Annotated in this window: 29 protein-coding genes; 14 read left to right on the top strand and 15 right to left on the bottom strand. The window is 53.0% G+C overall.

Going from position 1 to position 25,429, the window contains the following annotated elements; genetic code table 11:
• Positions 1-73 precede the first annotated feature (73 nt).
• Complete coding sequence (locus WKI84_RS01935) at positions 74-502, top strand: hypothetical protein (protein ID WP_337861829.1); 429 nt, start codon at positions 74-76, stop codon at positions 500-502.
• Here WKI84_RS01935 and WKI84_RS01930 read toward each other — a convergent pair.
• Complete coding sequence (locus tag WKI84_RS01930; RefSeq protein ID WP_337861828.1) at positions 465-701, bottom strand: hypothetical protein; 237 nt, start codon at positions 699-701, stop codon at positions 465-467. The genes WKI84_RS01935 and WKI84_RS01930 overlap by 38 nt on opposite strands.
• A 1-nt stretch (position 702) precedes the next feature.
• Positions 703-876: a hypothetical protein gene (locus tag WKI84_RS01925; RefSeq protein ID WP_337861827.1), complete on the bottom strand. Its 174-nt coding sequence runs from the start codon at positions 874-876 to the stop codon at positions 703-705.
• A gap of 188 nt (positions 877-1,064) precedes the next feature.
• On the opposite strand from WKI84_RS01925, the gene WKI84_RS01920 reads away from it, so the two are divergent.
• The 5 genes from WKI84_RS01920 (at position 1,065) to WKI84_RS01900 (ending at position 7,755) form a co-directional block, all read left to right on the top strand.
• Positions 1,065-3,875, top strand: a complete 2,811-nt coding sequence (locus tag WKI84_RS01920; protein ID WP_337861826.1) for a PQQ-dependent sugar dehydrogenase — start codon at positions 1,065-1,067, stop codon at positions 3,873-3,875.
• A 61-nt stretch (positions 3,876-3,936) separates the two neighbouring features.
• On the top strand, positions 3,937-4,089 hold the full coding sequence (locus WKI84_RS01915) for a hypothetical protein (RefSeq protein ID WP_337861825.1): 153 nt from the start codon (positions 3,937-3,939) through the stop codon (positions 4,087-4,089).
• 346 nt (positions 4,090-4,435) lie between these two features.
• Positions 4,436-6,556 (top strand): hydantoinase/oxoprolinase family protein, encoded by a 2,121-nt coding sequence (locus tag WKI84_RS01910; RefSeq protein WP_337861824.1) that lies wholly within the window; start codon positions 4,436-4,438, stop codon positions 6,554-6,556.
• A 10-nt stretch (positions 6,557-6,566) separates the two neighbouring features.
• Positions 6,567-7,226 carry an L-threonylcarbamoyladenylate synthase gene (locus WKI84_RS01905; protein WP_337861823.1) on the top strand — a complete coding sequence of 220 codons (660 nt, stop codon included), beginning with the start codon at positions 6,567-6,569 and terminating at the stop codon, positions 7,224-7,226.
• Positions 7,216-7,755 carry a THUMP domain-containing protein gene (locus WKI84_RS01900; protein WP_337861822.1) on the top strand — a complete coding sequence of 180 codons (540 nt, stop codon included), beginning with the start codon at positions 7,216-7,218 and terminating at the stop codon, positions 7,753-7,755. Before WKI84_RS01905 ends, WKI84_RS01900 begins: the two co-directional genes overlap by 11 nt.
• On the opposite strand, the gene cgi121 is transcribed toward WKI84_RS01900, so the two are convergent.
• Genes cgi121 through WKI84_RS01880 form a run of 4 tightly spaced genes read right to left on the bottom strand, consistent with a single transcriptional unit; the run spans position 7,752 to position 9,622 of the window.
• On the bottom strand, positions 7,752-8,276 hold the full coding sequence (gene cgi121, locus WKI84_RS01895; protein ID WP_337861821.1) for a KEOPS complex subunit Cgi121: 525 nt from the start codon (positions 8,274-8,276) through the stop codon (positions 7,752-7,754). The genes WKI84_RS01900 and cgi121 overlap by 4 nt on opposite strands.
• The gene (locus WKI84_RS01890; protein WP_337861820.1) at positions 8,254-8,523 is read right to left on the bottom strand and encodes a MoaD/ThiS family protein; all 270 of its coding nucleotides are present in this window, start codon (positions 8,521-8,523) and stop codon (positions 8,254-8,256) included. Before WKI84_RS01890 ends, cgi121 begins: the two co-directional genes overlap by 23 nt.
• Positions 8,520-8,792, bottom strand: coding sequence for a 30S ribosomal protein S17e (locus WKI84_RS01885; RefSeq protein WP_337861819.1), 273 nt, complete (start codon positions 8,790-8,792; stop codon positions 8,520-8,522). The genes WKI84_RS01890 and WKI84_RS01885 overlap by 4 nt, the downstream gene beginning before the upstream one ends.
• Before the next feature lie 44 nt (positions 8,793-8,836).
• Entirely contained in the window at positions 8,837-9,622 is a 786-nt protein-coding gene (locus WKI84_RS01880) for a TatD family hydrolase (RefSeq protein WP_337861818.1), read from the bottom strand.
• A 77-nt stretch (positions 9,623-9,699) separates the two neighbouring features.
• Here WKI84_RS01880 and WKI84_RS01875 point away from each other — a divergent pair, with 77 nt between their 5' ends.
• Positions 9,700-9,948: a histone gene (locus WKI84_RS01875; protein WP_337861817.1), complete on the top strand. Its 249-nt coding sequence runs from the start codon at positions 9,700-9,702 to the stop codon at positions 9,946-9,948.
• 4 nt (positions 9,949-9,952) lie between these two features.
• On the opposite strand, the gene WKI84_RS01870 is transcribed toward WKI84_RS01875, so the two are convergent.
• Positions 9,953-10,207, bottom strand: a complete 255-nt coding sequence (locus WKI84_RS01870) for a hypothetical protein (protein WP_337861816.1) — start codon at positions 10,205-10,207, stop codon at positions 9,953-9,955.
• Positions 10,208-10,382: 175 nt separating this feature from the next.
• Here WKI84_RS01870 and WKI84_RS01865 point away from each other — a divergent pair, with 175 nt between their 5' ends.
• Positions 10,383-11,042 (top strand): hypothetical protein, encoded by a 660-nt coding sequence (locus tag WKI84_RS01865; protein ID WP_337861815.1) that lies wholly within the window; start codon positions 10,383-10,385, stop codon positions 11,040-11,042.
• A gap of 16 nt (positions 11,043-11,058) precedes the next feature.
• Here WKI84_RS01865 and WKI84_RS01860 read toward each other — a convergent pair whose 3' ends face one another.
• Positions 11,059-11,718, bottom strand: coding sequence for a CBS domain-containing protein (locus WKI84_RS01860; RefSeq protein ID WP_337861814.1), 660 nt, complete (start codon positions 11,716-11,718; stop codon positions 11,059-11,061).
• Between the two features lie 265 nt (positions 11,719-11,983).
• Between WKI84_RS01860 and WKI84_RS01855 the strand changes: the two genes are divergently transcribed.
• Positions 11,984-13,186, top strand: coding sequence for a trypsin-like peptidase domain-containing protein (locus WKI84_RS01855; protein ID WP_337861813.1), 1,203 nt, complete (start codon positions 11,984-11,986; stop codon positions 13,184-13,186).
• Between the two features lie 133 nt (positions 13,187-13,319).
• Positions 13,320-13,502: a hypothetical protein gene (locus WKI84_RS01850; RefSeq protein WP_337861812.1), complete on the top strand. Its 183-nt coding sequence runs from the start codon at positions 13,320-13,322 to the stop codon at positions 13,500-13,502.
• Positions 13,503-14,438: 936 nt separating this feature from the next.
• On the opposite strand, the gene WKI84_RS01845 is transcribed toward WKI84_RS01850, so the two are convergent.
• The 4 genes from WKI84_RS01845 to WKI84_RS01830 all read right to left on the bottom strand — a co-directional run bounded on the left by WKI84_RS01845 (position 14,439) and on the right by WKI84_RS01830 (position 18,191).
• Positions 14,439-15,383, bottom strand: a complete 945-nt coding sequence (locus tag WKI84_RS01845) for a F510_1955 family glycosylhydrolase (RefSeq protein ID WP_337861811.1) — start codon at positions 15,381-15,383, stop codon at positions 14,439-14,441.
• A gap of 504 nt (positions 15,384-15,887) precedes the next feature.
• Positions 15,888-16,439: a hypothetical protein gene (locus tag WKI84_RS01840; RefSeq protein ID WP_337861810.1), complete on the bottom strand. Its 552-nt coding sequence runs from the start codon at positions 16,437-16,439 to the stop codon at positions 15,888-15,890.
• Between the two features lie 24 nt (positions 16,440-16,463).
• Positions 16,464-17,480 (bottom strand): hypothetical protein, encoded by a 1,017-nt coding sequence (locus tag WKI84_RS01835; protein ID WP_337861809.1) that lies wholly within the window; start codon positions 17,478-17,480, stop codon positions 16,464-16,466.
• Positions 17,481-17,660: 180 nt separating this feature from the next.
• Complete coding sequence (locus WKI84_RS01830; RefSeq protein WP_337861808.1) at positions 17,661-18,191, bottom strand: hypothetical protein; 531 nt, start codon at positions 18,189-18,191, stop codon at positions 17,661-17,663.
• A 306-nt stretch (positions 18,192-18,497) separates the two neighbouring features.
• On the opposite strand from WKI84_RS01830, the gene WKI84_RS01825 reads away from it, so the two are divergent.
• On the top strand, positions 18,498-19,415 hold the full coding sequence (locus WKI84_RS01825; RefSeq protein WP_337861920.1) for a fibronectin type III domain-containing protein: 918 nt from the start codon (positions 18,498-18,500) through the stop codon (positions 19,413-19,415).
• Positions 19,416-19,540: 125 nt separating this feature from the next.
• Here the strand turns inward: WKI84_RS01825 and WKI84_RS01820 are convergent, their stop codons facing one another.
• Both WKI84_RS01820 and WKI84_RS01815 read right to left on the bottom strand, forming a co-directional pair.
• Entirely contained in the window at positions 19,541-19,846 is a 306-nt protein-coding gene (locus tag WKI84_RS01820) for a hypothetical protein (protein WP_337861807.1), read from the bottom strand.
• Positions 19,830-20,375: a winged helix-turn-helix transcriptional regulator gene (locus tag WKI84_RS01815; protein WP_337861806.1), complete on the bottom strand. Its 546-nt coding sequence runs from the start codon at positions 20,373-20,375 to the stop codon at positions 19,830-19,832. The genes WKI84_RS01820 and WKI84_RS01815 overlap by 17 nt, the downstream gene beginning before the upstream one ends.
• A 204-nt stretch (positions 20,376-20,579) precedes the next feature.
• Here WKI84_RS01815 and WKI84_RS01810 point away from each other — a divergent pair, with 204 nt between their 5' ends.
• Positions 20,580-21,662 (top strand): hypothetical protein, encoded by a 1,083-nt coding sequence (locus tag WKI84_RS01810; protein ID WP_337861805.1) that lies wholly within the window; start codon positions 20,580-20,582, stop codon positions 21,660-21,662.
• A 440-nt stretch (positions 21,663-22,102) separates the two neighbouring features.
• Here the strand turns inward: WKI84_RS01810 and WKI84_RS01805 are convergent, their stop codons facing one another.
• Positions 22,103-23,146, bottom strand: a complete 1,044-nt coding sequence (locus WKI84_RS01805; protein ID WP_337861804.1) for a hypothetical protein — start codon at positions 23,144-23,146, stop codon at positions 22,103-22,105.
• Positions 23,147-24,527: 1,381 nt separating this feature from the next.
• Between WKI84_RS01805 and WKI84_RS01800 the strand changes: the two genes are divergently transcribed.
• Together WKI84_RS01800 and WKI84_RS01795 are read left to right on the top strand one after the other, a co-directional pair.
• Positions 24,528-24,986 (top strand): universal stress protein, encoded by a 459-nt coding sequence (locus tag WKI84_RS01800; protein WP_337861803.1) that lies wholly within the window; start codon positions 24,528-24,530, stop codon positions 24,984-24,986.
• A 197-nt stretch (positions 24,987-25,183) separates the two neighbouring features.
• Complete coding sequence (locus WKI84_RS01795) at positions 25,184-25,393, top strand: hypothetical protein (protein ID WP_337861802.1); 210 nt, start codon at positions 25,184-25,186, stop codon at positions 25,391-25,393.
• Positions 25,394-25,429 lie beyond the last annotated feature (36 nt).

The following is a 25,429-nucleotide window of genomic DNA, read 5'->3' as shown; positions in this document are numbered from 1 at the left end:
GCCAAGCTACGGGTCAGCTTTAACTGTTTTAGCTTGGCCTGTTAAATCGGCAGATCCCGACTCCTATCTACACTTGGGCACCATCGCTTTCGTCGGGATACTGTTCAGCATGCTCTCCATCCGGCTCATGGGGGTGGCCGAGCGCGCGCAGATAGTGATCGCCGGCGTCATAGGCCAGCCGCTGCAAAAGAGAAGGGGCGGCAGGGCAATAGTCGCAATGACGATGGGCACGCGCAAGTTCTTTGTGATAAAGGTGGGGATTGCGTTCTTTTCAAAGACCAGCTCGCTCATCTTTTTCCTCGAAGGCATGTACGCAGAAAAGCTGGTCCAGGGCGCAGCCGTGGCGATGCTCAACACCACCATCATCATGACCACTAGGAAGGTGCAGGTGGCGGCAAGAAAACACGGCACCCACGCCGCAAGAAAGATAAAGAAGAATATCTCGGCCGTCGGCAGTAGCGGTGTTAAATCCCTGGGAAGACCCTTCTCACGGCCTCTTTGACCTTTCTGGGCATGTTCCTGTCTTCCAGGATCATGTGCAGGTCGCGCTCGTTGATGGCAAGCCCGCCGGCGCTTATCCTGTAGAACCACTCGATGTCCTCGTCGCTCACGGTTTCGACAGGGAGGCCGCAGCCCTTCATGCCGCACGAATAGAGCTGTTTGGAAAAAGAGATGTGGCCGTCCTGGCAGCAGTAGATCATCTCAAAGCTCGTCCATCCCAAAGACGTGGTAGCACTGGTTGCACCTGAACTTCTCCCGGCCCGGGTCGCCTGACAGGACCACAAGGTCGCCCTTAGCCTTGCACTTGGGGCACCTGCCGTATATGGTCTTTTTTACCACGCAGGCGGTTGCGTGCGACCCCGTAATAAACAACACTCAATTATGATGTCCTGCATCTGGCAGGAGTGGAGGCGGCAATGAAGAGTCTAGACGGAGCTGACATATTGCATGATGTGTTTTGCACCCTGAGCTGCCTCCATGTCAACAATATAGTTGATCATCATAAAAGATTCCTGTACTCAAGTACGGCAAGTCTTTTCAATCTTCAAAAGCTGTGATGAGCCATGACTTTGGGCGCGCCACTTGCCGCAACAACAGCGGCGCTTGCGATGCTCTTCCTCCTTCTCTTTTCTTCTTTTTCTTCGCTGTCCCTGCCCTCCATGCCCTCAATCCCTGCTGCCGAGGCTGCTGCAGCCGCGGTGCCTGCAGGGTTTGTCGACACCCGGCTTGCCGCCGGCCTCTCCTATCCCACTGCGATAGAGTTTGCGCCGGACGGCCGGCTTTTCGTCGCCGAGCAGGGAGGCAAGCTGCGGGTGATAAAGAACGGCGTCCTGCTCTCCACCCCGTTTGTGTCGCTGGCCGTGGACCCGACAGGCGAGCGCGGGCTGCTTGGCGTCGCCCTCGACCTTGATTTCAGCTCAAACGGATACGTCTATGTCTATTACACGGCGACGAGCCCGTCCGTCCACAACAGGGTCAGCCGGTTCACCGCAGACCCTGCAAACCCGGACAGGGCCCTTGCAGGGAGCGAGTTCCAGCTATTGAACCTTGAGGCGCTTGGCCCGGCCTGGCACAACGGGGGCGCCATACACTTTGGACCTGACGGCAAACTTTACGTCGCTACTGGCGACAACGGCAGCCCGTCAAACTCGCAGTCCCTCTCTTCGCGCCTTGGCAAGATCCTGCGCATCAACCGGGACGGCACGATACCTGCCGACAACCCGTTCTACAACACCGCAAACGCAAGGAAGGAGGTGTGGGCCCTTGGCCTGCGCAACCCGTTCACGTTTGCCTTTTCGCCGCTGGATGGCAGCAGGATGTACATCAACGACGTGGGGCAGGACAGCTGGGAGGAGGTGAACGTGGGAAGGGCAGGGGCCAACTATGGCTGGCCCGCCTGCGAGGGCCCTTGCTCAAACCCTGCCTACACAAACCCGCTGTACGCCTACGCGCACGCAGGAAGCGGCAGGTCGATAGCCGGGGGCGCGTTCTACTCTGGCACGCAGTTCCCGTCGACGTACAGGGGCGCCTACTTTTTTGGCGACTATGTGGCCGGGTTTGTAAAGTATTTGCCTCCAGGCAGCAGCCAGGCGATGGACTTTATCGCCGGCGCCAACACTCCCGTCGACGTCAAGGTGGGGCCGGACGGCAGCCTCTACTACCTTTCCATAATGGCTGGCGAGGTGCGCAAGGTGTCTTACAACAATGCCAGCGGCTCAAACAGGGCCCCTGACGCCCGGGCGTCTGCAAGCCCGACGTCCGGCGCCGCGCCCCTTGCGGTGAGCTTTGACGGTTCGTCAAGCACCGACCCCGACGGCGACGCGCTGACCTTCAGCTGGAGCTTTGGAGACGGCACGTCGGCGGCCGGCGCCAGAGTGTCGCACACCTTTGCGCCTGCCGGCTCCTACACGGCCACGCTGACCGTGCGGGACGGCAGGGGCGGCTCTGACACCGCCTCCGTGGCAATCACCGTGGGGAGCCCGCCTTCTGCCACGATAAGCTCGCCCGCAGCAGGCGCAAGGTACAGCGGCGGTAGCGTCATCTCGTTTGCCGGCTCTGCGACGGACGCGCAGGACGGCTCCAGCATGCCTGCAAGCGCCTTCAAGTGGGCCGTGCTCTTTCACCACAATACACACACGCACCCGTTCATGCAGTTTGACGGGGTAAAGAGCGGCACCTTTACCATCCCGACTGCCGGCGAGACTTCGGACGACGTCTGGTACCGCATCTACCTCACGGTGACAGACTCGTCAGGGCTTGCCACGACTGTCACGCGCGACCTCGTGCCGAACAAGGCCACGATAACGCTTGCGTCAAACGTGCCCGGCGTGCAGCTAGAGCTGGACGGCTCGCCCCGCACGGCCCCGTACTCTTTTGTCGGGGTGGCCGGCATCGAGCGGACGCTTGCGGCGACGGCGCAGCAGACGGTCAGCGGCAGGACGTACCAGTTCCAGTCGTGGTCGGACGGCGGGGCGGCGACGCACAAAATAAGCACGCCACCGTCTGCCACGACGTACACGGCCAACTATGTCGAAGTGGCGGCCTCGCCTCCTGCAAGCTATGGCCTGACCGTGAGGACGCAGGACGCAGGCGGCAACGCCCTGACAGGCTACTGGACGGTGGTCCGAAACAGCGCCGGCTCTGTGGTGGACACGGGCTACTCGCCGTCCACGTTCGAGCTTGCGTCGGGCCAGCAGTATTCGGTCACGATGGGCAACTATGGCGGCTATTACTTTGACAGGTGGTCCGACGGCTCGACTGCAAACCCGCGCACGCTGGCGCTCAACTCGGACGTTGTGCTGACTGCCGTCTACAGGACTGCGTCGCAACAGCCTCCTCCTCCGTCACCATCCCCGTCACCATCCCCGTCACCGTCGCCACAATACCCGATAACGCACATGTCTGACACCTCGACCTCGTGGGGCTCGCTCCTGTACTCTGGCAGGCCGGTCAACGCAGAATATGTCACATCGTCGTCGCAGCTGGTGGGCGACAGGATAGACCGCATCACCCTGGGCCTTGCCCGGATGGGGTCGCCCACCGGGACGGTGCAGGTGGGGATCATCGACAAAGAAGACCTGGCCGTCACAAAGCTGTTTGGGAGCATAGACGCCGCGTCAGTGTCGACCTCGTACAGCGACTACGAGTTCAGGCTTGCAAACAACGAGCTGTACACGATACAGGCCGGCGACAGGATCGGGGTAAAGTACTCTGGCGGCAACAGCGCAAACGGCGTGTACGTCATGATAGACAGGACGCTTGACGGCCAGTTTGACGGGGAGGACTCGCAGCGCATACGGTACGAATCCGGCGGCTGGCTGTACTATGACACCGGCGAAGACCTGTACATGGTGCTTGAGCAGACGCACGGGTAAGCGCGCGAGTGTGGAGAGAGAGGGGCCCCGCCATCGTAAAAAGCGCTAGCGCGCGTTTCCAGTGGAAAACAGCGAAAATAATTGTTCTTTTATATCAGATGGCGACGGCGGACAGCAAAGTGCGGCGGGAAAGAAAACAACAACAGCAGCAGCTTTCCTGCGCCCTGCAAATCGGGCGTTGTCTGTTTATAGCGATTTCTTTTTCTTGGGTTAGTTCTTTAATGCACTGTCTGATGCTGCTTTTCGGCGGGCAGAAGGGGAAAAGGCCACCATCAAGGGTCCGCCAGGTACATGTTCGGGAGGCAAAAGAGCTGATGGGCAAGCGCCCAGTATGACGGACATCTTCTATGATGGGACGCAAGATCCTACAAAGAACAACAAAGGCACGACAAGAGGTGAGGGTAACACCCGCCTCTCATAACCTTTTATTTTTTAGACGCTGTCAAATCTGCGGCGGACAGTGCGCTAAGAGAGAATGTATTATCAGCTGCTAATTTGACAGGGCCCCTCCGCACAGAGTTTAAATTAGAATCAGCCGTCTTAGGCTTGCCTAATACATCATGAGACGCATACGGGTCGGCATCGACGTTGGGGGCACGTTCACCAAGGCAGTCGCCATCGACATGGCGGCCGGCAACATAGTCGGCAAGGTGACTGTCCCGACGACGCATTCTTCAAGCGAGGGAGTGTCCACCGGCATCGTCCAGGCGCTCAAGACGCTGATGCAAAAACACGACATTTCTGATTCAGAGATAGAGCTGATTTCGCACAGCACCACGCAGGCCGTGAACGCCCTGCTCGAGGGGGACACGGCCAAGGTGGGCATAGTGGGAATGGGCGTCGGCCTTGAAAAATCAAACGTGGTCAAGCGCACCAACGTGCGCGATGTCGAGCTTGCGCCAAACAAGTACCTGCGCACCTGCTACAGGTTCCTGGACACTTCCAAGTACCTGGAAGACAGGCAGGTCGAAGACACCATAGCCGAGCTGAAGAGGGAGGGGGCCGAGGTGATAGTGGTGAGCGAGGCGTACGGAGTCGACGACCCTAGCAACGAGCAGTTTGTGATGCAAAAGGCAGACGTGCCTGCTACTGCCGGCCACGAGCTGACCGGCATTTATGGCCTGGAGATAAGGACGCTGACTGCTGCGATAAACGCCGGCATACTGCCCAAGGCGACTGCGACTGCGCGCTATGTCGAGTCTGCCGTCAGGAACGAGGGGATCAAAGCGCCGGTCCTGATAATGAAGGGCGACGGCGGCGTGACCAACATGGCCACTTTTCAGAGCAAGCCCATCATCACCGTCCTGTCCGGGCCGGCCGCAAGCGTTGCAGGCGCTCTCCTGCACCTGCGCGTGATAGACGGCGTCTTTGTCGAGGTGGGCGGCACGTCCACAAACGTCTGCGTGATAAAGGACGGCAGGCCAGAGATCCGCTACGTGACGATAATGCAGCACCCGACGTGCATCCGCTCGCTTGACGTGCGCGTCGCCGGAGTCGCCGGAGGCTCGCTTGTCCGGTGGTCCGGCCGCAAGGTGACAGACGTGGGGCCAAGGTCTGCCCACATCGCCGGCCTGCCCTACTCGTGCTTTGCCTTGCCGGAAGAGCTGGAGGGCGGGCAGGTGATAACCTTCAGCCCAAAAGAGGGCGACCCGATAGACTATGTCGCCATAGAGACGGCGGGGGGCAAGCGATACGCGATAACAAACACGTGCGCGGCAAACGCGCTTGGCCTCGTGCCGGAAGGCGACTATGCCCGGGCAAACCAGGAATCTGCAAAAATCGCGCTGTCCATACTTGCGTCCCGGCTTGGCACGACTGCCGAGCAGGCCGCGACCATGATACTGGACGCGGCTGCAAAAAAGGTGATAGAGATAGTCGAGCCCATGATAAAGGAGTACAAGCTGAAAAAAGAGCGCACCGTGTTCATCGGGGGCGGGGGCGGCGCGTCCGTGCTCGTGCCGTACATTGCCAGAAAGCTGCAGCTGCAGAGCAGGATAGCCGAGCACGCAGAGGTGATATCGTCCATCGGGGTCGCAGCGGCTATGATACACGAAGAGGTGGAAAAGACGGTGAGCAGGCCGATGCCAGAAGACATCAGCGCGCTTGCAGAGCAGGTGAAAAAGGCGGCCCTTGAGCGGGGCGCCCTTGCCGAGTCGATAACCATCCAGTCCGAATACATAAGCGAACGGTCGCTCCTGCGCGTGACTGCGATGGGCAACGTGTCGCTTGACATAGGGACTGCCAACGCGCAAGAGATCAACGAAAGCGACGCGCACGTGCTTGCCTGCGAGCTGTTCGGCGTGAACGAGGGCGTCGAGCGGATATTTGACATGAAGAACTACCACATATTTGCGTGCGAGACGAGCAGGAAAAAGCTGTTCCTGAAATCAAAAAGGCAGCCGGTGCTCGTGCTCGACAGGTACGGCCGGGTCCGGCTGTCGGTTGACAACGCCGCGATATTCAACGGCGACCCTGACGAGGTGGCAGACAGGGTCGACGAGTTCCTGAGAAACCACCGGGACAGCGGCAAAGACCTTGCGCCGCAGGTGCACATACTCGACGGCGTCAAGCTGATGGACTTTTCAAGCCTCACGGCGCCAGAGCACGTGTCAAAGGCGGTGCGGGACGAGCTGAAAAAAGCGGCCGCCAAAGACGTGGCGGCAATAGTAAAGCTGGATTGATGATCGCCGGTTGCAAGACAAGAAGAAATTCCTTGACTGCTCCTCTCCGTCAGACGTTTCAGAGTGCGCCCGGCTGGTAAAGGCCGGCGGCGTGGTCGTGTTCCCGACAGACACGGTGTACGGCATCGGGTGCGACCCGTACGACAGCAGGGCAGTCGCAAGGGTGTTTGAGATAAAGGGGCGGGACGAGCGCAAGCCCCTTCCTGTTCTGGTCGCAGACGTGCATGTGGCAGAGTCGCTGGTCGAGCTTGGCGGCGCAGGCAGGCGCCTTGCTGCCCTGTTCTGGCCCGGCGCACTCACCATCGTCGCCCCGCTCAAGGACAAAAAAATATCGCCGAGGGTGACTGCCGGGAAGGACAGCCTTGCAGTCAGGGTGCCTGCAAACGACTGCGTCCTTGCTCTGCTGCGGCAGTGCCGGATGCTGGTAGGCACGAGCGCCAACCCCTCAGGCGGCGGGTCGTGCAGGACGGCGCGGCAGGTCGCAGAGTCGCTTTCCGGCTATGACGCGCTGCTTGCAGCCGAAAAAGACGGGACCGCCACAGGGGGCGCAGGCGTCGAGTCCACCATCGTCGATATTACCGGCGGATCAAAACCCACAATAGCCCGGCAGGGCGCAGTACCTGCCGACGCGATAATGGCCGCGCTTTCTGATGATCAAAATGGTGGTTGATGGTTCTTTTAACCTGATAGTGTCGACGTTCCGCTTCCGGGAGGAAGACGCCTGCAACGAGGTCCTCGACATCCTCGACGGGTTTGGCGACCCGGACGCCGAGGCCGAGATAACGCACGTGACCGGCCTGATACTCGTGCGCACGTCGGCCGACCCCTTCCGGGTAGTTGAAAGACTGAAAGAGCTGGTGGCGCAGGAGCCGTGGCAGGTGCGCTACATACTGCGGGCCCTGCCGGTGGAGAAGGTGGTGCCGGCGCCGGTAGAGCTTGAAGACATACAGGGCGCCGCAGGCGAGCTTGCCTCCAAAAAGATGGGCACGGATGAAACGTTCCGCATAACGGTGGAAAAGAGGCACAGTCCGCTCCATTCAAGGGAGATAATCGACTATGTCGCAGAGGCAATCAAGCGCAAGGTGAACCTGGACAACCCTGACTGGATCGTGCTGGTAGAGATAATCGGCCGGCACGCCGGCGTGTCGGTGCTCAGGCCCGGCCAGATGTTCAGCGCGGTCGTGGAAAAGCGCGGCTAGCCTTTCACAAGTATGGCCGCCTTTTCCAAAAGCGACTCGAGCAGCCTGCCCTCGTTCTTTATGCCGTGCTCTTTTGCAAGCTTTTTCCGCTTTTCCGGCGTGGGCAGGATGGCGCCGTCGTCATCGTCAAGCCCTGCCACTTTCTCAAGGTAGGAGCCCAGCTCTTCTATTGCCTTTTTGTCGTCTGAAAAGGCGATCACGCAGCCGGGCCTGCCGTCCTTTAGCCCCGCCTTTTTCAGCGCGTCGGCAATCTGGTCCGTGCACGCCGCCCTGAGCAGGATTTCAGTCTCGACCTTGCCCGCAATCATTACGCCACGCCTGTACGCCTCAAGGGCGATGTGCAGCACGCCCTCTGCGTGGTCGCGCCCAAATACCGCCTGCGCGTCGACGGCCTGGACGTGCACGTTAGGGTTTTGAGCGCGCATGCGGTCTATGAACTTGCCGGCGCCGGCCTTGACCGGCCTTATGGCTGCAATCAGAAACACCACTGCGTTATCGTTATTGTTGTCGTCTGCTGCCACCGTGCACCACCGTCACTACAGTGACCAAGTCGCCGCTCCTTGCCACCGTCAGCGCGCCGTCGAGCGCCTGCGAGTCGACGCCGTTCACGGCGACTATGAGGTTTTCCGGCTCCAAAAGCCGGGGCTCTTGCGCGCTGGATTGCAGAAACTTTAAAATTTCAGAAACAGAGGACTCGGGCCTGTCGAGCTCGACAGAGGGCCTGCCGACAGCCTTTTTGGCCCCGCCAAGGAGCCTTATCCGGATCATTCTTCTGCTGCTGCAGAAGCTGAGGGTGTTTCCTGGTCCGACTCTTCGAGGCTCTCTTCCTCTTCTTCGGCCATTGCAGACGATGCCTTCTCCTGCGCGGCCTGCTTGCGAAGGTAGGAGGTTATGTACCCTGCCAGCTCGTTCCTGAGCACCTTGGACTTGACGACTGCAACCTCGTTGAGGGCCTTCTTGTTAGCGTCAAACTCGAGCCCGAACTTGTTCGGGTACTTTTCCAGGAGCTCCGTCGATATGCGCTTTATTCGGTTCATTAATCCGGAAAACCGAGCCCTTCTTTAATTTATAATTGTTGTTGTCAGGTGCCGGTTGTAGCGGCTAGAAAAGCCTGCGAGTTCCTTTCGAGGGTTGCCGCCGTCTCTTCAAACGTCTGCCTCAGGGTGTGCGCCGCAGAGGCGACCACACTTGCAAGGAACGACGTGGGGAGCGCCGGCCTGCCCTCAAAACACCTGGGATAGCGGACGGGGCCGTCAGTCTCTACTAGGAACCTGTCCTGCCGCGTGTTCCTTAGCAGGACTTTTTTGTCCTCCGAGTACACGAGCGCCGGCCCGTACGACACGTACAGCCCCATGTCCATCGACCTTGCAAGCTGCTTTTTGCTCCCTGCAAACCAGTGCAGCAGGGCGCTTTCAATCTTGTATGAAGGCAGCATGTCCAGTATGTCGTCAAGCGCCCGGCGCGAGTGTATTGACACGGGCTTGCGCAGCGACTCTGCGACAGATAGCATGGCCGAAAAGACCTGCTTTTGCTTCCCGTAGGGCACGCCCCTTTCCGACTCGTACGTGCCGTCAAGCCCTATCTCGCCTATGCCGTCTATCATGTCCTCGTTGGCGCGCGCAAGTTCTGAAAATTCGTCCACGCTTTCACGGGCGGCAAACTCGGGGTGGATGCCCACAAACTGCCTTACTGCGTCTCTGTGGCGGCCAAAGAGCTCAAGGCCCCTCCTTGAACTTGCGACGTCCACCGACACGGAGCAGGCGACTATTCTCATGGCCCTGAGCGACGCGACTATGTGATCGGTATAGCCGGCGTACTCGGCGTCTGTGAGGTGCACGTGCACGTCGTACAGGAAGGAGGAGTGCAATGCCAGAGTGAGTCTGCCGCTGGAGCGAAAATAAACTTTTAACCCCAGCGCGCCAACCAAGATGGTGAAATAGCAAAATGTCATCGTCCTCCTCCTCATCTTCGTCCTCCGGCCCAGAGTTCGGCCTTGCAGCCATGCACCGCATCATGAAAAAGTCCGGCGCCGAAAGGGTGAGCGACGACGCGGCTGACGAGCTGCGCAAGGTGATAGAGGAGGTCGCAGAGAGGATCGCCCGCCAGGCAGCCGAGCTGTCTGTCCACGCCGGCAGAAAGACCATCAAGCCCGACGACATCAGGCTTGCCGCCAAGAACGTGGTCAAAGCCTGAAACCCTACCTGCTGCTGTTTTTCTCGAGCTCTTTGCGTATGTGCCCCATCAGTATGGCCGCGGCGTCCCTGCCTATCACAGAGAGCGCCTCTTCAACCTGCGCAAGCGTATAGAGCGAGTGGTCAAACGCTATGCCATGCTCCTGGATGTCTTCCATGATGTAGCGCCGGCCGGCCTCGCCAAAGGGCTCAAGCACCTTCTCAAGGATCGTCCGGAGCTTTGTACCTTCAACAAGGACAGGATCAGAACCTTGAGGCAAGTCCTGTCACACCGTGCTATCTCGCAGCAGTTTCTATAAAAAGATTAGTGTGAATATCTACGTACTTGGTGTTTCCGCCGCGCCGGCGCAGAGCAGGCCTGCTGCTATAGTAGTAGTAGCAGCAGCGGCCAGACAATCTTTAAAGCCACATGCACCCACAGTAACAGACAGAAGCTTGGATCTGGAGCGTTTCACGGCAGATGTCGCGTCCCTGTGCGTCCGCATGTCCGCCGGCGAGCCGGCCGAAAACATGGAGCGGCTGGATTTTGTGAGGAGGCGGCTGATAGAGCTCTACCAGAAAAACCTGGTCAAGATAAACCACTCGGCGATGGAGCTGGTCTGCGCCCTCCACCTGATACGGGACGGGTACACGGTCGACGTGGAAAAGCAGCTGACCGATATACTTGTGTGCGACGTTTATGCGACCAAGGGGGACGGCGCCGCGATAGTGGAGATAGAGACAGGCTTTATCCCGCCCGAGCACGCGCTAGACCCTCTTGCGTATTACGCGGCAAGGATAGCAAGCAAGGTTGCGCGCTATAGCAAGCACGCAAACAAGTTCATACTTGCCACGCCGCCTGTCAGCGTTCTCCCCATCCCAAAGCTGTTCCGCCTGCCGCCACGGGACAGGGATCCTGCCGACGTGGCAGAGCTAAAGGCGTTCTGCGACAGGTACTACCGCAACCCGCCCGTGGAAGAGGAAGAGATCCTGAACGCCCGGCTGCACACGATATACATCATCAACATCGACGCCGGCAGGGTCATCGAGATGGACGTCGACTCGTATCTGGAGAGCATGGGCGACATGCTGTCCAAGAGCATGGCAGGGATATGAATAATTTAATTAATTCTCAATCATTCTGCCTTCGCGATATTGCCTGCAATACTGAAAGGGCTAATCCGGGTCTCCTTGAGGGCGAGAGAAATGCTGCAAGATCAGTTATGGTGACCATGCCAAGCAATTCGCCGGCGGCACTAACTATTGGGAGTTTATGAATTCTGTTCTTTGTCATCAAGTCTGCAGCCTCTTCGACCGTCAGTCCGGGCTCGGCAACAATGAGAGGATGCGAAGCTATGTCTTCTAGCTTTATGTCCTGAGGGGACCTGTTTCTTGCATCTACCTTCCGCACAATGTCGCGCTCAGTCACGATGCCAAAAGGGAGCCCGTTCTTGGTTACTACTATGCTGCTTATTCTCTTCTCGCTCATCATGACTGCAGCATCAAGCGCAGTCTTTGACGATTCCAGGCTAGCGACATGCGGTGTCATGATCTTGTCGATCCGGGTTGTGGCTTGACCTGCCAGCAATGCCAGAGCCTCGTCCTTTGCTAGCTCATCTATTGCTTTTTGAACTTCGTCCAGCCTCATGTCTAGCTGCCAAGCGATGGCCTCTGCAGACAAATCTGAATGATTATAATAAGAAGCGATTGCTTCCTTTTTTCTCGCTTTGTCATCACTCTTGGACAATGCGCTGCTCCTATTCTGTTCTGAATCTTGCGACATCAGCGGCATTAAATGTCTATGACTATTATTATTGCTGTCCGGATGCAGTGCAATGCTTTGCAATCCCGGAGGTGCTTGTAAATTCTGTCCTTTGACCTCCCTTTGCAAAATTGCTGGTGTCCAACCATGGATCCAGCAGCGCAGATAGAAAGGAGGTGCGGCTGCTACGTAGGTTAGCCATAATGAGCAGTCAAGACCCAAATCTACTGAAACTCTGCAATTAGAACATCGTACCAAATAATCTATAAACGCCGCCATTTACTTTGATTGCGTTTTGAAAGTCACTTCTACGGCAGCGATCATTGCCGCAGGCATTATTATCATTGCATCTGCTTTTTTGGCCTATTCTGCTTCTCGCGTGGCTTACTCGGGGCCAGCCCCGATCCTTGAGGAACCTTCAGTTGAGAATCCGCCAGTACCGGAGGAGAATGAAAACAGCCCCGGTGCCGCATTTGCCTTAGAACAGGATTTGACTCTTCCCGAAATCTTTGAGATGGCAGAGAAATCCGTTGTTCAAGTCACAACCGCCCATGACTCCGATGCCTCTGATTCAGGTCTTGGGTCTGGCTTTGTATATGATGATCTTAACGGCTACATAATTACAAACAACCATGTTGTCGCACACGGAGACTCGCTTGCAGTCACTTTTTCGGACGGCACTATCTATAACGCAAAGCTGGTGGGTTCGGATCCATATACGGACCTAGCGGTTCTCTCCGTGGAAGGCGCGCCAAAAAACAAGTTTGTGCCACTCAAATTCTCAGACTCTACAGAATTAAAAGTGGGGGAGCAGGTCGTTGCCATAGGCAACCCATTTGGACTTTCTGGATCAATGACGACCGGCATAGTTAGCGGATTGGGAAGGCTATTGCCCGCAGATCTGTCTGGTCCTGATCAGGGCAGCACATATTCGATCCCCGATGTCATACAAACAGATGCACCCATAAATCCTGGCAACTCTGGCGGACCCCTTCTCAATATGAGGGGCGAGGTGATAGGGATCAACACGGCGATATATTCAACCACAGGCGAGTTCACCGGCGTCGGGTTTGCGGTTCCCTCAAAGACCATGACAAAAGTTATACCAACACTTGTCGAATCTGGCTCTTTCAAACATCCCTGGCTTGGCGTAACAGGCACCGACATGACACCGGGGATAGCCAAAGTCCTCGGGCTCAAAGAGCCAAGAGGCTTTCTTGTAATAGGCGTCAACCCAGATAGCCCTGCATTTAAGGCCGGAATTAAGGGTGGGGAAGCTAAACCGGTTAACGTCGATGGAAGGGAGATACCACTTGGAGGAGATGTAATAACCGAAATCGACGGCAAAACAGTAAGAAAAATTGAGGACATCTTGGTTTATCTGCAGAGGGAGAAATCTGCCGGCGATATCGTCAGGCTCACCGTGCTGCGAGACGGCAAGGTTCTAGATATTGACGCACAATTAGGAACGAGGCCTGCAATAACTGAATCTAAATAGTAAAAGAAGGTGCACTGCGACACCGCAAGATTATCTGCATGCCATAATTGTCAGGATGGCACGGCCTCAATCACGATGGTCAAAAGAAAGACCAGCTTAAACCGAGATCGATCTTGGCGATACAGACACACAAATGGCCCGCGCCATTTTCAGCCAAGACGTACTTTCTTTCAATTCCCAGTCGAATAAAGGAGATAATCCTGTGCTCACTCTTGCGTCAGACGTTAAAGTTGCAGGATACCCCCTGATGATCGGTGCGGAATACTGCGACATTAAAGAAGCCAGCAAGGGCGTCAGATTAAATGTGATCCAATAGTCTCGGATCAGTCCAACAAGATTACAATTGCAATCTTGTACCAAACACATTATATCTCCCATCTTGATACAGGGAGTTGCAGAAGGTTCTCGTGTAACTCGCGATGGCAGGTTCTCACCCAAAAGCGCCATCGCGGTTACCAGTATTGGGCCATAGAAAAAATTTAGGCGCAATCAACTTTATTCGTCCGCCTCCTTGTCTGAAAGAAACACTCCCCTCTCCATGGTGTTTTACCCCCTCAATCTACATCATGCGAGACCGGAAATGATCCATTATGTATGTGTGGATATTGCTGCTATAGCTCGAAAGGTGAGCCTCAGACTATTACAAATAATGCGGGTCGCGCATGTTTCATTCTCGCAATGCCGAGTTCGCAGAAAGTAAGTGTCTGGCGCTTAGTTTGCGGTTAACGATTTTCTTTCTTTATCCCAAACAGTAGGCGGTCGGGAGACCGGGATATGGGTGGCCATATCCGTTATAGACTTGTACCAAATGCTTTATAATTAATTCAAAGGCTAGTTTAGCTACAGAACATCCACCTGTGGTGGCAGCCTCAAAAGGCTGTCATCACAGGCTTTGTCAAATTCTATCAGCAAGGATGGAGGCAGACGGGTTACCTTATCGACCATCCACTGCAACTGAAAGAAGAAAAAGTGTCTTTTTGCCTCCTCCAATGGCTTTGGTCCTTGGATGTCAAGATTTTTCCCTAGCTTATGCGCTCAAAATTTCCTCAAACACAATTTCAGACACGGGAACCCTGGACCGTGGCCCAGCAACAACATTCGTCTAATGTACAATTGGGGCATTTTTTCGGTGAAGAACTATTCTTGCACTCAGAAGACAGGCAGCCGCAATCAGCACACCTTATTTCCATGTCTGCAATTGGAATTTCAGCCATAAAAAGATCATGCATATGATCGCGCCTTGGGCAAAGGCCTACTTGTTTGTGCCCACCAAATGCCAATCAGAACCGTCGAGATCGCTTCTGAACACCTCTTGGTAGCCCTGCGGGGCAGCGTACCCTGCCACGTATAGAACCCTGTTTTCGGAATCCACCGCTATCGAGGTGGCCGTCAGGTTGTCGGGCGGGCGGCTGATTCCTTTCCACGTTTGCCCGAGATCCGGCGATTTTGCAAGGCCAAACTCTTCAGTTGAAGTGTAGAGGTTGCCTTCTGCATCAAAGGCAAGCGCCATCACCGCTGCTCCGCTGTATTGGTCGAGCAGGGTCCAGCTAGCCGCCCCATCGCTAGACTTGAACACTCCTTCACGCGTACCGGCGAAAATCATTTCAGGGTTGTCCGGCTCGATTGCTAGCGTAGTAACAAACTCTGCCGGGTAGTCGAGCCTCTCCCAAGTCCGGCCGGCATCCGAGGTCTTGAACAGGCCCCTCCCGCCACTGTCAAAGCCGATTATGATATTCGGATCGCTTGCGCTTACGGCCATGGCATGAAAGTCCACCGGCGAATCTAAAACGGTCGAGACAGTCTGCCACGTCTCCCCGCCATCCGTGCTCCTTATCAGGCCGGTGTTTCCGCCCGTCGAGGGGTGCCCGCTCGAGTACAGCGGTGCACCTTTTGCCATCGGCGCGTTAAAGGCCATATAGTCAGCCCTGTGCCTATCGACCTTTACGGGGGCGCCGCCGTCCACGCTTTTGTAAAAGTCGCCGTGCGTTGCTATGTAAAGCACGCCTGGATCGGAAGGATCGACGCCCAGACCGTGCACATGGATCCACGGCACGGTGCGGGAACCGGGAGTCGCGGGAGGCGCGCCACCGGCCACTGAAACTGCCAGCCCTATCCCCACAGCCGCTGCAACTACTACCACTATCGCAATGAATTTTGTCCCTGCCTTGGTGCCTGTCGGTTTTTCATGCCTACCCATCTAGTTCACCCTGCAAACCTGCATCTTGCTATAAACGATTTTTTCCACATTTATCCAGAAATTCTCCATTAGTATGGAATCTGGACGGATCTGCCCCAAACCTGCACTTGCACGTTTCTGAGCACAGGTGTGTACTGTCCTGCCACCCACTCTGGACGCAAACCGGGTTTTATCTTTGCCCACCATCATGCTGCATACAGGGTCTTTGAACATGTTATTTTTGGCATGACAGGTATCTCTCTGTTCCTAAAGACAGCACTTTACAATTGTAAAATACTATATTGATATACGATGGGTTTGGATGAAAAGCAAGTGCTTGGATTTCTCCAGAAACACTGCCCTGTGTGCGGAATAGACGTCGACAAAGAAAAAGCTGCGGTCAAAAGGTTTGGCAAGTATTTCTGTTCCGAGGAGCACGGCAACCAGTATGCTGAAATGAAAAGGGCAGGAGACGAACAGAGAAGAGGAGAACATTCCGGCCATGGCGGCGGCTGTTGCCGAGCTTCAGCTAGCACGCCTTTTTGCCTTTTTCCATCTGTATATGCCAAATGCGAGCACGCCGACTGCCCCAATCGGAGCCGCTATCCTGAGCGCATACTGAACTCCAGGGTCCATAGCTTGCTGCGAATTCTGGATCATCACGCTGTCTTGACCGGGAGCAGGCTCTGGCACGTCCAGAACCAGCTCAAAGGGATAAAGCCTTGAGACAATCAGGCCGTCATTCTCAGGGGCAAATGCCCTGACCATCGCGACGTAGCTGCCCGGCCTTGCATTTTCCAGAGCCCTTATCTGTATTTCTGATTCAGCAGATCTAGCGCCATGCAGGTTCACCCTAGGCGGCTGAGCCTCGTACGTCACGCCTTTGAGGCCAGACTCGGTCATGCCTGCAAGACCTATTTCCACCTCTGAAAGGGATACCGGGATTTCTGCAGCATCTGAAGAAGGGGAGCCAAGGGAAGCGGCGACGCGCTTTGGTCCCGTTTGGTCCAGCGTCACGGTAGTTTTTTCCACACCGAGCGTGAACGGAACCTGCATCGCAGTATCGAGGTAGGCCACCTTGTTGGCCGCCCACTCTGTGAATCAGACCTTCCTTCCATCGCTAGAAGCCGCCACAAAAACGGCAGTCGAAAGAGGGCCTGTCGGTATCTCGTACTCGCTCATAACACCTGCCCTGTCAATCGAAGATATTCGGTTGCCCCCGTGCTGGGGGAAGTATATGTTTCCCTGTGCGTCTGCTACGACCTGGCTTGGAAGGGACGTGGGGAATAGCATCGAAGGCGAGGTCCAGTATGAGACGTAGTTGACAAAACCCACATCTGATACAATCACTCTGCTTGAGCCGTGATCAGAGACGTGGACCTTTCCGCCAGACACTGCTATTCCAAAAGGCGAGAAGGTGTCTCCTGCGATCCTCAGTTCTGTCATTGCAGAGGAGGGGTTGGAAGAAAGAAGAGACTGCGTGTCGATTCGCAGGACGCTGTTTGAAAATGAAAGCGTGGCCCACAGGACGCCGCTGTCATCAAAAGTCAAAAGTGTAGGGCCGCTGTCCTCGCCTGTAGAATACTCTGTCATGGCCAGAGATTCGGCATCAACGCGGGCTATCCTGTCGCCTGTTATCTCGGCAACCCAGACCGCTTTGCCGTCAGGCGACAAGGCAATGCCCATGGGCCCGGCATTACTAGCAGGAACCTTCAATAGGCGAATTCCGCCCCCGCCCTCAATATCAAACCTGCCTATAGAATTTGTGCGAGCATCCGTGAACCAAATGGCGTTTCTCCTCTCATCAAAGGCAAGCTGGGATGAAGCGAGGTTTATTACTGGTTCATCGGAGACTGTCTTATCCTCTATTGGAAACTTGGCAAATGTGCCATTATCGGGGTTGAATGTGACAAGGGTACTCGTCGTATTGGTAGAATGATAGAACCAGGCATTTCCTTGCGAATCTGTTGTAATCCCTCTGAGGCCGAGCTCTTCAAAGGGAACTGAAAATTCCTTGATAAAGTTGCTTTGTTTTTGGTAAGTCACCAACTCCCCGGGAGAAGAGGGCGGCTGCGCCCACGTCCATTGATTTGGTAGAAAAGAGATCATCGTTATCATAAATATAATCCAGCAGCAAGCTATTCTTGACATCGTTATGGTAGTACTAATCCCATGTTGCCTAAATTTAGTCTTGTCCGTTACAGGTTCTGCAGCGTTGCATCGGTTAATTCTGTAGTGAGACGAGATGCGGTGCCGGACAACAATGCTGCGAGCCGCCCCTTGCAATTCATGGTTCAATTAGTGGTGTTCGATTTTCCCGTAGCTGACAACTATTGTATCGCCATTTGCAGGAATGTAATATTGAAACCCTGCATTTGCCATTCCGTTTACCGAAAAAATGATCTGGTTATCAAAATTGCTGCAGTATGATGTGCCATCTTGGATTTGCAAACAATTGTTATCGAGCGACATGCCTACGCTTTCAAAGAAAACTTCAATCCGTGTACTTCTGTCATGGATATGCAGAGTCGAGCCATCATTGTCTTCCAGGTGAATGCGGATACTCTTATTCTGGTATTCTGGCTTAGAAAAGTCGAGCTTGTCCCCATTTACCAGTACAGTCAATTCTGCATGGCCGTGATTCACAGTAAGACCCGAGCCCGCTAGAGTATTTTTTGTGGGTGCAGATTCTGTGTTATCAGGGGATTTTGGCGGCAGAAAGAAGTAGGACGATGTAAAAATTAGTGCAAAGAAAGCTATTGCAGCCAAGCCTGCGGCAATGGACATCGCAATTTTCCTAAGCGCACTAGGCTCGTTATTGTACCTCATGTCCCCTTATCGCTCTGCATAACTCTACCACCGGATCCTTGGTTCCATTCTCTTGAGCATCGGACGCTGTCTTCGTCCTCAAAGGCACGCAAATCACATCAGGAAAGATATAGAGTATAAACAGCAGGACTATTGCGATGAAACTCCCGACTACTGTTAACATGCCTGCCAATGCCATCGGAAAGCAGTGAATCTTGAAGTTAGGGTGTTATTACCTTGCTGGTACAACTCTATATGATCATGGACGCTTTACAATTGTAAAGTACTCTATTTATCTAGGGGCTCATCCAACAAAGCTCGCTGTTGATGCGAAACTATAGAATGCTACTTGCAGCAACATTGACGGCCTTTGTATTTCTTTCCGCGTCGCTTGTCTCTGCCAATGTTGCATCCGCACAGCCCGGACAGGGCATGCAACAGATGAAAGGTGTTACTGCTTCTGGACTAATAGCAAACAACCAGATACAAGAAGGAAAGGTTTCTTGGATACAGGGCGGCAGCTGGAAAATAAAACTAAAGTCCCAGGATGACTCGATGACTGGTTCATTTTCAGCCACATTCACTATGGTAAAGCCCGATGGGACATCCCTGCACAAACACTCGATAAGAAATTATGTTTCAGATACAGTAATTGCAGAAGGCGGAGAGCTGGCAATGATGGGAACTGCAGACATCTATTCTGGCAATACTCTAAAGTACTCTCAGGTTCCAATAACGGTTCACATAATGGGGAAGAACGTACTGGGCCTCATGATCGATAATGAAAAGAGCGAGGATCATTTCGCCAGCTCAAATGAAATGTATGGTATTATGACCCGGCCCGGAGGACTCGACAAGATGCTGACAGGCGAAGGCGGCGGAATGAAGAACATGGAATCTGGCACGGGAATGAATCAAATGACATCATCATCGTCATCATCCAGCTCCAATAAAATGCTTGAATTCGGCAACATAGAGGTGACAAGAATCACCAAAGATTCTGCCATGGTGGAAGGAGCGACTTCCATCCCGGTGACGTGCCAAGTGGAATATGGCAAGGGCCCTGCCCGCATGGATAAGACTGCCACTGACAGCATGGCGGGAATGAATTCTGCGCATCAGAATCACTCTGTCATGTTGAAGGACTTGGAACCCGGCGCAACATACAGCTACCGGTTCAAGGCTACAGTAGAGGGGAAGACAGTATACTCGGACATTATGACCTTCACGACACTGAAAGAATAAAATCTTTCATTCTGGAGAGCGATAGCATGGCATTGGAGCAGCAATAAGTGAGCCCTTCTACCTGATGCCACGAATTTGCGATAGAAGACCCCGGTACTGCCTCCCAGAAGCCCAAGTAAGTAAGTTTAGCGTCTAAATACCGCAAGAAATATCATGGAAAGCATGCCAAACTCGATTGCCACCGATACAACTGACAGTTGCTGCTGAAAGGCAGGAAAAAAGTTGTCCAGATGCAGCACGCCTACCTTCAAGACAAATAGTGCAAATGCGGCTGAAAGGGGGACGAGCCTCCTGAGCTTGTGCCTCTTGTATGCGAGCAGAACAATGGCAAGCAGCGCCACCGCTAATCCCGCACTTGCAAGGCTGAATACCTCCCACCAGAAGCCATGGTGAGTCAATTGGAACGGTAGGAGATCAGATATGCTCATCATTCACATGTTCATCCTTGTCAAACGTGCGCACCAAGTCGGCCATCCTGTCGGCGTATCTGCCCCAGATGCCTGGGCGGTACATCTTGAGCAAATTAGCGAGCTGCGGAACAGAAGTATTTGCGTAATATTTTATTTCAGAACCGTTCCTCCTGCTCCAAATCAAGCCCAGAGATTCTAGCCTCATCAGATACCACCTTGCGGTGGGCGAAGAACAATGAATCTCCTTTGCCACATCTGTCTGGCACGAGCCGGGGTGGCGTGCAAGAAAGATCAGAATTTCTCTAGGCGATTCTTGGGATAGGATGCTCAGTATGATCTTGCTCTGCTCGTCCGTTTCTGAGGGGTAAAAGTGCTTGTGGGCGCCAACCTTTATTGTCGTTATCTTGCCTTCTCTTTCCAAGACACCTATGGCGTACTGCAGATTGCCTTGGCCGATATCTAGTGAGCGCAATATCTCTCTAAAATAAGAGCCGGGCTGGCGTGCAATGAAATTATACACTATGTCCTTAGTGCTCTCCTCTGGAGACACAGCTATGTGGTAAATCCCCTGTGTGACTTATGAACTAACTGTTTAATTTTATAGAATTGTACCAAAAGCCAATTTACTGCCTGCACGAAATCTTTCTTTCGGTATTACAATGATGTTGCTCGCAGGGCCGCGAAAAAGAGGCATGGGATACCCTACCTTCGTGCCCAATTTGAGAACGCCTAAAAAAGAAAGGCGGAATGGAAAATGAATGCGCCCTCAAGATATGATATTTGCAAAGCATTTTCAATATCTGGAGTGCTTGCCGGCGTGTTGTTCTTTGGAAACGGTCCGCTATCACTGGTTTCAGAATCATACGCACACTTTGAGCACCTTCCAATCTACAACGGGCGTAGCGAATCACAGGGCATGTACTATGTATACCAGGCCCTCGGGTCAGATTATGCCCGCCCTCAAGAGCCCACCACGATAATGTTCAGCGTCCAAGACAGGAACGGCAATGACGCCAAAGACGTCGTTGCAATGATAGAGGTCTACACGAGCAAAGGGGACAGGATAAAGGCATTTCCTTGGACCAAATATGAAACAGGAGACTTTGAAGTTCCGTTTGCTTTCCCGGAAGCAGGGAGCTATCAGATCGTCTTGAGCACTGCAAACGCTCCCCCTGCCCGCCTGGGTTCTTTGGACCCGCCCAGAGAAATACTAAGCAGCACCGCCAACTGCGATTGCAACAGGTCCATCTTTAATGTGGCAATTACAGAGCGCTTTGGCACTGTCTGGAATTCTGTTATTGCGACATCCTTGGGCGTGCCCCTGGCAATAGTAGGCGGAATCCTTGGGCTGACCTACCGAAAAAGGATGAAGCAGTACAACAACAACGGGCCGGGATCGATTTCAAGGCTGGAAGTTGCCAAATATTCGATAATGCTTTCAGCAATCGCAGGGGGCATTGTACACCTCTCAATTTACATTGCGCATGCATCCCTTAGACTAGAGTATAGCATATTCTTCGTCATCGCGGGAGGGATGCAAATTGCGTATGGAACCATGTACATTTTCTTGGTTTTCTCAGGAACCTCCGACAGAGACTATTATGGAAAAAGCATGCGGGTTAATCTCTTTGGGTTTGCAGGCACCGCGATTCTTGTCGGGCTGTACGCCTATACCATTGTGCTACCTGCTCCCCTTTCACCTACAAATATGCCGGATAGGATAGAGGTTGCAGGAGTGCTCGCCAAGTCGTTAGAGATATTCTTGCTAATTGGGATAATTTACATTATGAGAGAAGAGAAGCGTAGAAACAAACATCATCTGACCAATGTGGGTTAAACCGACGGGGGCGACACTATCAAATGAATAAAAAACTGGTAATCCTCGGGTCCGCAATCATTGCTCTTACTGCACTGCTGTTCTGGATGGTTAACGCGCAGCCTCCTACAAAGGAATGCCTTGCAAATTGCGGATTTATGAACACCGGCAACCTTTACCTCACTTCTCTATTACCCCTGACTTTGGGTACTCTGGGAATCTGGCTATTTGTAGTCGGGATGAGGCGAAGGTAAAAAATGGTTATTCTCTCGTTTTCTACCAAGAAATTCTTGTAGCGTTCTTGACACATTCTTTGCAAGTACGTGCACCACTTTTTATGTTGGCATGTCTAAATGTTTGTAGAGTCCCCTGCATATTCTGGACAACATGTTGCAAGCGAGGTTTTGAAAATTGTTGCCTTGCGCGACATCAGCTGCGCCTCTGCCGCGTAAGCACGGGGATTATGTCCTGTTGAGGAATCGTTTTTCCCTTCCTTTGAAAAAGGCTAATACTGCTGCAAGTGCTACAGCTGACACCAATGGTAATCCAAGGGGAAATTCCGGCACGACCGTCGTCGAAGTAATCACTATGGCATTAGGCATATCGGAACTGGCAGATGTCTGCATGCTGTGCATATTTGCCATACTGCCGCTGCTGCTATTCTCCTCATCCTGAGATTGACCATCTTGCTGAGTAACATCAAGATGGGTGCCATTCATTATTAACCGCACAGTATCATCGCTTATCGACTCTTCCCTGACGTCTAGCTGGCCTCCATTGCCAAATGAGGCAGTAAATGGTCCTGCCATCATTTCTTTAGGAATATCTGCCACCACTCTGAAATCGTCAAGGTGTATCGCATCGGTGCCGGGGTAAGTCATTATCAGTTGTCTGTTCTCCGGCTTGAACTCTGTAGTCGAAATCTGTACTGGTGAAAGGATGTCCAAGTTAAAGACTCTGCCTTCATAATCGACTTGGAATGATTGATTTTCCAGGACGGAAAAGTTGTATTCGTACTTTATGGGATCTGGCAGAAACGTGTTATCGAAATCTATCCCGGTCACTTCAATTATTGCTTTGTAGCTACCAGGATTTGACAGAACTGCTCCATCGATGACTATCGGGCTCCCAAAATCCGAGACATAGCTGGCTGCCAGATTATCGTAATTTGCGTTAACCTTGTAAGGCTTGGCATCAGACCGCCTGAACTGAAGATCGATTGCGCCATCATGTCCATGCACTACTTCAGAGAATATCCTGTTGCCGCTGGAGTCGTTAATCGTGACAACGTACGTCACATGGGAGATTGCCTTGCCTGCAGTCTGGTCCGTAAACGTATAGGACAGGTTAACTCTATCTGAAACACTCGCGATCTCGGGCGTCGATTTCACTGAAAGTGAAGCCTTTCTGTCGCCAATGCTTGCAGGAGGCAGGTCGTGGCCGCCTCCTGCACTGGCGTTTTGAGCCGATATGATGAGGGATGTCAAAAGTGTTCCTATCAACATGTACGTTAATCTTTGTGAAATGAGGGAGGACAAACTCAACGATTTGTCGTAGGTTATGGTTATCACGCATCATATAATTAATTTGGTACAAGACCCTAAAAGTGAAATTCAATCCGATTACATCTGACAAGGCAAATTACTGGGCTATTCAGAGTCGCCCTTCATTCGTCTCAATTGCCATTTATACTTCATGCCTCTTGGACTCTGCCTTAGCTTTAGGCCGCAACAGGGGCACGCATTACCGTCCACTTTTAAGAAAACCTCGCATATGTTACACCTCTTGTGCCCACCCAAGTACCTGTAGACCCTATCTCCTATACGTTCAAAATGTGAATCTTTTCCAACAGCATACCTGTCACAAATTCCCTTACAAGCCAACACAAGAAATCATCTTTGTACGTCTTAAAGACGATTTGGTACGAGGCGCTTAACCGTAGATTGTGGTTGCAAACTACAGCTTCTATCTAGTCTGGCAGATCCTAGTTCCAAACACGGGTCCAATATGCAAGATGATGACAGAAGTAAGGACTGCGGGATACACTTCGAATGCCAACTGGAGAATAGCCTGTCTTGCTTTGCCTTTCTTCAGGTAAAGCTGAATTGGAGAAGAACCCAAGAAAGCACAGTCATCATATAGAAACATTCCTTGGGCATTCTTCATTGATGCGTTTCAGATTCCTTTTTTGACTTTTTGTGCTCCGCATCCCCCTCGTGCGTCATATGTCTGAAGCAGAAAAGAAGCCGCCCGCAGCCACTGAGACTAGCAAAACGAAGGCAAGCCCCAGTCAAAGTGCGCGAACCAATCGCTTTGTACCATGCTCTAGTTGAAGAGCATCTATGTTATTAGCAGTAGGGTTGCTGTGCAGTACTATGAATTACGACCTCTGCTTGTCTACCGCGCGGGTAAAGTGCTGACGTGTTCCGGATCATTCCCATCCTTGTTTTTCTACACCCTTGGGGTTGTTGGTTCTGAAGCATCGTGTTAGATGCGGGTAATTGTTTGCAGAAACGACATCTGTCGTATCCTTGCAAAGAAAGAAAAGTCTGGCAACCATTCTCATCCAAGAATATTGGCCCGCCATCGCAAGTTTGCAAATGCCGAGATTTATGATCTGAGCTTCTTTGCCGTGCAGCATAGAGCCTTTAGAGTATTGTACCAAAAGCATTTATTCTTGATTCCTACGTGTTTTGTCCTGCCGCAATTCTCAACAAAACCTCTGCGAAGACTAGTACGACGCTTTTGAGACCGGTCTGAACGGTTTGACGAGTTTTCTGCTCAAAGGATAAATGAAGCGGTGTGTCATGGCAAGACAGAGCGTAATGGGGCTTGACAGGTGCGGCAGAAGAAGAAGAAAGACAAATCGGTGGTTGCTGAAACAGATTGAAGATTGGGAGAATACTTGTGCCGCACGACGGTGAACAGATGTCGGATAAGGCATTAATGTATGCTGCAGAATTTGCCAAAGCCTTTGGAGCCGAGATCATTTTGTGTCACGTCGTAGAGCAGATAGAAGTCCCTGCAACCCTCCTGCTTGGAAACGACAAAGAGTTGATAGCTAGAGCGAAAAGGACTCTCATCAAGGAGGTCGAGAATAGCTGGAATAGATTTGCCCAAGAAAAGATAAAACTGTTCTCCTCTGAGAAGTTACAGATTTCTGCAGGACTTAAAACAGGCGACCCAGCCGAACAAATTCTAAAGTTTGCACAAGAGAAAGACGCAGATCTGATAGTGATGGGCAGCAGAAGGTTAGGGGGTGCGTCAAAGTTCATTATGGCGCTGGGAAGCGTAGCAAGAAAGGTTTCAGAGAGGTCCCAGTGTCCTGTCATGCTCATACATTGAATTCCGGAGGTATCGGCATGAACAACGAAAATGGCAAAGCCTATACACGAATGGGGTCAAATTCTTGAACGGGAATCTTAAATGGAAATGCCAGGTACAAACACCTCGATCTCTAACAGTCCGGTACAAGATGCTTAAGTCCAGAGCATTGCACTGTACACTTGAGCCATAAGTACAAAGTATGGGCAAATCATAGCATGGCTGAAGAACAATCTGCAGCAAACTATTGTGAGGTATGCGGAATAGATGTAGATTCAAATACGAAACTGAAAAGGTTCGGGAAGCTTTTCTGCAATGAAGAGCATCTGAATCAGTATATCAAGGCCAGGCAGAGGAAAATGGGCCTGGATGAAGGCGAGATACGTGAGGAAAGACGCGAGCCAAGAAGACGTTGGGGCGGATGCTGACTCAACGTCAAACACTGATTAACAACATGCGGTGAA

Source organism: Nitrososphaera sp., assembly GCF_037447015.1.
Taxonomy (GTDB): Archaea; Thermoproteota; Nitrososphaeria; order Nitrososphaerales; family Nitrososphaeraceae; genus Nitrososphaera.
Note: the sequence above shows the minus strand (reverse complement) of the source record. Positions and strands in the feature narration are given on the sequence as shown.